Consider the following 5307-nt stretch of genomic DNA (forward strand, 5'->3'; position numbering starts at 1 on the left):
AGGTCCTAGGGCCCGAGGTCCTGGCCGAGTCGTGCGGCCTGGATCGGCGTCATACGGTGGTGGCCGTCATGCAGCAGCGGGATGTCGGGACCGAACTCGTTGCGCACGGCCTCGAAAACACCCGGCAGGTGGTTCAGGTACGCACGGGTATCCCAGTCCTCCTCCACCGGCCTCGCACCACGGCGGGCCGGCTCGTGGTCGTACCGAGCCTCTCCTCCCCCGGTGTCTGCCGACTGCGAGGCGATGCCATAGATCGCCTTGAGCGTGGGCACCCCGGTCTGCACACGGATCGCCTTGTATCCCTGCTCCTGATGAGCCCGGATGGAGTCGAAGAGCTCGGGAAGCTCTTTGCCCGAGGCGTGCCCGTAGGCCATCAGACCTTTCCGGCTGGCTCCGCCGAGCAGCTGGTAGACCGGAAGGCCGGCCACCTTGCCCTTGATGTCCCACAGCGCCATGTCGACGGCGGCGATCGCAGCCATCGTCACAGGTCCGCGTCGCCAGTAGGCGCTGCGGTAGAGGAACTGCCAGGTGTCTTCGATGCGCGATTCGTCGGCACCGATCAGCAGCGGAACCACGTGCTCGGTCAGGTAGGCGACGACCGCGAGCTCGCGGCCGTTCAGCGTCGCGTCGCCGAGTCCGGTCACGCCGTCTGCGGTCGTGATCTTGAGTGTGACGAAATTGCGGTCGGGACTCGTGACGATGACGTCGGCCCTGTCGATGGTCATGCGTTTCTCCTCTACGTGAAGGCGATCGGTCAGGCGTCCGCGCCGGCGTCCGTGCCGGGCTTGCGTCCGTCGAGCCCACGCCAGCGCTGGCGCAGAGCGAACGCGGCGGACTTCGGCCGGCGCTCGCGAGTGAAGATGCCCTTCTTGTTGCCGCCCACCCGGTGCAGGCCGTTGGTCGTGGCGAAGTCCGCGAAGTTCCAGATCTGCTCGCCGACGAACTGCGGGAACCGATCGAAGACGCGGTGGTACATCGCGAGAAGGTCGGTCTGGTACTCCTCGGTCCACACCTGGTCCCAGACCGAGTGCAGCCCCGGCATCGTGTCGGCGCCGTACTCGAGCATCATGATCGGCTTGCCGGTGCGATCGATCCACCCCTGGATGTCACCCTGCAGATACAACTCCGCCGTGGCGAGATCGCCCGCGTTGATGTACCAGCCGTAGTAGCGGTTGAGACTCACGACGTCGAAGAGGTCGATGATCTGGTCGTTCTTGAAGGTCGCGAACATGACCATCGAGTAGGTGATCGGACGCGTCGGGTCGAGCTCGCGCACCAGGTTCACCAGCGGCTCGAAGTACTCGCGCGCACCGTCTTCGTTCGAGGCGGGCTCGTTGGCGATGCACCACAGCACCACCGACGGGTGGTTCTTGTCGCGCCCGATGAGCTCACGCAGGTGCTGCGCATGCGCGGCGTGCGTCTCCGCCCCCGCATACTGCTCCGAGAAGGTGGGGAACGGCGGCGTGCCGCTGAGACCGCCGACGACGCCCATGTTGAGTCCCACAGCCGCGGTCTCGTCGATCACCAGGATGCCGTGGCGGTCGGCGAAGTCGAGGACGTCTTCGGCGTAGGGGTAGTGCGAGGTGCGGAACGAGTTCGCCCCCGTCCACTCCATCAGCTGGAAGTCGTGCACCATGTACGCGTCGTCGTGACCCTTGCCGCGCACGAACGTGTCTTCGTGCTTGCCGAACCCGGTGAAGTAGAACGGTTCGCCGTTGACGAGGAACTCCTCGCCGCGCACCCCGACCGTGCGCACTCCGACAGCCAGCGAATACGTGTCGAGCACGTCCTCTCCATCGACGGCCTCGACCGTCAGCTCGTAGAGGTAGGCGGCGCCCGGCTTCCAGAGCACGACGTCTGCGATCTCGAGACGGCCCTCCGGACCGGATGCCGTCGCCACGACGCTGCCTGCGGCATCCGCCAGGCTGACACGCACGTCGGCACCGCCGACCGTCTCGATGCGGTAGTCGACGAACCCGGTCGATCCCTCGAAGGTCGTCACCACCGTGACGTCGTCGACGTGCACCTGCGGCAGCGAGTACAGCGACACCGATCGGGCGAGGCCCGCGTAATTGTAGAAGTCGTGGAAGTAGGTCTGGGTCTTCGCTCCGGTCATGCCGACCTCGATCTTGCCCGGCGGGATGGTGGTGTTGCTGAGGTCGGGGCTCACCGCGACGGTGAGCCGGAACGCGGTGCCCGGCTTCACGACATCGGTGACGTCGATGTCGAACGGCGTGTAGCCGCCGACGTGGCCTCCGACGAGCTGGTCGTCGACGTAGACCTTCGCCGAGTGCGTTGCCGCATCGAAGCGCAGGAGTATGCGCTCCCCCGCCCAGCCGCGCGGCACCTGCACCGACCGCTGGTAATAGACCCAGCCGACGTGGTCGCGAATGGCCGGATCGGTGAAGAGATCGTTGTAGCTCGCAGGAACGGCTGCTTCGAGAGGCGTGTCGAGGCCTGCGAGCCAGGGCTCCTCCGGGAGGCGGGAGTCGATTCCGAACTTCCAGACTCCGTCGAGCTTGACGAGGTCACGGGTTGCGGTGGCGATGGGCTTGAGCATCAAGGGCCTTTCGTGCGCTTCTTTGCGTTCTTGGTTTCAGTACAGCAGAGTTCAGGAAAAATGGCAACCGATTGCCAGCTAGATGGTCTCGCCGGCGTCCGCGAGCAGTGTGCTGCCGGTCATCACCATCGAGAGGTCGCTGGCGCAGAACAGCACCACGCGTGCGATGTCGTCGGGTGTTCCCTGACGGCCGATCAGACTCTGCGACATCGCCGACGGCATGGTGGAAGGATCGATGCCGGCGGCTGCCATCTGCTCCATCGCCGCGGCCGCCATCGCCATGTTCCCCTCGGTCGGCACGTAGCTGGGAGCGACGCCGAGCACGCGGATGCCCTGCGGCGCGAGCTCCAGAGCGAGCTGCTTCGTGAGCCCTCGCACCGCATGCTTCGACGAGACGTAGGCCGACAGGCCGGGGGCGGTCCCCCGGAAGCCCGCGGTCGAGACGATATTGACGATGACGCCGCCCTGCGGCATCCGACGGGCCGCTTCGCGTGCCCCATTGCGCACGCCCCGGGTGTTGACCGCGAAGACCTGCTCCCAGGTCTCGTCGCTCATCTCGACAAGGGACTCGCTGGGGAAGATCCCGGCGTTGTTCACCCAGATGTCCGGGGCACCGACGTCGCCCGCTGCGGAGTCCGTCGCCGCAGCGACCGATGCGGAGTCGGTGACATCCATGCGCACGCCCACCGCCCGCACCGAGAAGTGCACGGTGATCTCCGCCGCAGCCGCTCGCGAGCGATCCTCATCGAGGTCGGCGATCACGATGCTCGCACCGGCTTCGGCGAGTCGATCGGCGATCGCTCGACCGAGACCCTGCGCACCGCCCGTGACGAGCGCGGTGCGGCCAGTCAGATCGATCAGCGAGGCGAGGGGGTTCGATGAGACATCGGGGAAAGGAAAGGACATCATTGCTCCGTTTCGAAATGGGTGGGCTCAGCGGACGCTGAGCACCGAGAGGGAGATGAGGAGGCCGCCGGCGAAGGCGAGCGCGGCAGCGAGGAGATACAGCGCGGTGAAGTTCTCTGCGCCGGCGCCGATGGCCAGCACCGCCCCACCGAGAACCGGGGCGAAGACGCCCGGGATCTTCTGGGCGAACAGGGCGATGGCCATGTAGCGCCCCGCCTCCCTCTCGCGATCGGGAAGCACATCGAGCAGCAGCGCTTGGGCGACGGCCGAGAAGGTGGCGATGCCGAGGGAGTTCAGCAGGGTGCCCACCATGAGCGTCGGCAGGTCGTGGGCGAACGCCGAGACACTGCATCCCGCCGCGAAGAGAACGGCGCCCGCGAGGATGAAGGGCTTGCGCCTGCCCACCCGATCGCTCAGCCATCCCCCGCCGAGCGAACCGACCGTGGCCGTGACGATGCTCGACGCCGAGACGATCGCGAGCACTCCGGCGACATCCGGCACGCGCAGCTCGAGGCGCTGGGCGACGAAGAACACGGTGAAGCTGGTGGTGAGGGTCAGCCCCGAGAAGAAGATGAAGCGGCCGAGCCAGTTCCAGGCGAAGTCCGGGGCTTTGCGCGGATCGAAGCCGTAGCTCCGCAGCAGTCCGCCGACCGTCAGCCGGCGGTCGAGCACCATTCCCCTGCTGTCGGGATCGCGCACGACGGCGAGGAACGCGACCACCAGCACGACACCGACCGCCGCGGGCAGCGCGAAGACGAGGAGCACCTGGTCTCGGAAGAATCCGACGAGGATGATGCCGACGACGGGCGCGACCTGCATCGTGACGCCCGTGAGGCCGGAGACGCGTCCGCGTTGGTGCGGCGGCAGGCGATCCGCCTGCCAGTTGCCGAGCGACGCGGCCGCGGTGCCCCACCCGACGGTCGAGAGCGTCCAGCCGATCGTGAGCACGCTGAGATTCGGGGCGAGGGCCATGACCGGTACAGAGACCGCGCCGATCAGCAGACCAACCACGGTGAACGGACGCCGCCGCCCCCAGCGGCTGCGCAGGCGATCACTGAGGATGCCGGTGAGAGGGGCGAGCACGAGCGTGGCCGCCGAGCCGACCGCGAGGACGATGCCGAGGGCTTCGGTGCGCCCGGGGGCCAGTTGGTCGAGTCGCACGGCCAGCGAGTAGGCCATCGGCACGATCATCGCCATCCCCGCCCCGAAGGTCGCGGCGACGAGCAGCACGATCGATCGCAACGGGACATCACCCGCCACGCCTCCGCCGGAGGACTCCGGAAGAGGCGCGGCGAGAGGCTGCGGGAGCGCGAGGTTGCCTTCGGGAACGCGCCCCGCAGCCTCCGCAGGGCCTTCGCCCTGGGGATCGTCGACGTCGACGGTCATCTGCTCGGCCTCTGTGTGCGGCTTCTGTCAGGCCAGACCGTTGCGCTTCGCGACCTCGCCCAGCCAACCGAGGCTCGGCTTGGGGGTGCGCACGAACGTCTCCCGATCCACGGCGATCAGGCCGAAGGTCGGAGCCCAGTGTCCCCACTCGAAGTTGTCGAGCAGCGTCCAGTGCAGGTAGCCGCGCACGTCGACGCCCTCGTCGATCGTGTCGGCGAGTCCGCGCAGCGCGGCATCCGTGTACCGGATCCGCTGGGTGTCGTCGGCCGTGGCGATGCCGTTCTCGGTCACGATCACGGTGACGCCCTCGGAGACCTCCCATGCGTGGCGCACGGCCATGGCGAGCGAGTCGGGGCGGAACGCGGTTCCGACGAGCGTGTTGTCGGGGTGCGGCGGGTGCGGCACGAGACCGTTCGCATCGACCTCCTGCGACGAGTACGCCTGCACGCCGACGA

4 protein-coding genes and 1 pseudogene are annotated in these 5307 nt (G+C 67.7%); all 5 read right to left on the minus strand.

All coding sequences use genetic code 11. From position 1 onward, the window contains the following. Positions 1-8: 8 nt before the first annotated feature. Positions 9-725 (minus strand): annotated as a pseudogene (locus J7E68_RS12245) (bifunctional D-altronate/D-mannonate dehydratase); the annotation flags it as partial. 29 nt (positions 726-754) lie between these two features. Further along, a complete protein-coding gene (gene uidA, locus J7E68_RS12250) occupies positions 755-2560 on the minus strand; it encodes a beta-glucuronidase (protein WP_215172950.1) in 1806 nt (601 codons plus the stop codon). Positions 2561-2638: 78 nt separating this feature from the next. Beyond that, positions 2639-3469 (minus strand): SDR family oxidoreductase, encoded by an 831-nt coding sequence (locus J7E68_RS12255; RefSeq protein ID WP_251048932.1) that lies wholly within the window; start codon positions 3467-3469, stop codon positions 2639-2641. A gap of 24 nt (positions 3470-3493) precedes the next feature. After that, complete coding sequence (locus J7E68_RS12260) at positions 3494-4852, minus strand: MFS transporter (protein ID WP_215172952.1); 1359 nt, start codon at positions 4850-4852, stop codon at positions 3494-3496. Positions 4853-4879: 27 nt separating this feature from the next. Continuing rightward, positions 4880-5307, minus strand: a 428-nt coding sequence (locus J7E68_RS12265; RefSeq protein WP_215172954.1) for a family 1 glycosylhydrolase, incomplete at its 5' end; no start/stop codon positions are given.

This window comes from Microbacterium sp. ISL-103, assembly GCF_018613995.1.
Lineage (GTDB): Bacteria > Actinomycetota > Actinomycetes > Actinomycetales > Microbacteriaceae > Microbacterium.

Coding starts and splice junctions, on each gene's coding strand:
- J7E68_RS12260 (WP_215172952.1), bottom strand. CDS start 4,852: ATGACCGTCGACGTCGACGATCCCCAGGGCGAAGGCCCTGCGGAGGCT.
- uidA (WP_215172950.1), bottom strand. CDS start 2,560: ATGCTCAAGCCCATCGCCACCGCAACCCGTGACCTCGTCAAGCTCGAC.
- J7E68_RS12255 (WP_251048932.1), bottom strand. CDS start 3,469: ATGATGTCCTTTCCTTTCCCCGATGTCTCATCGAACCCCCTCGCCTCG.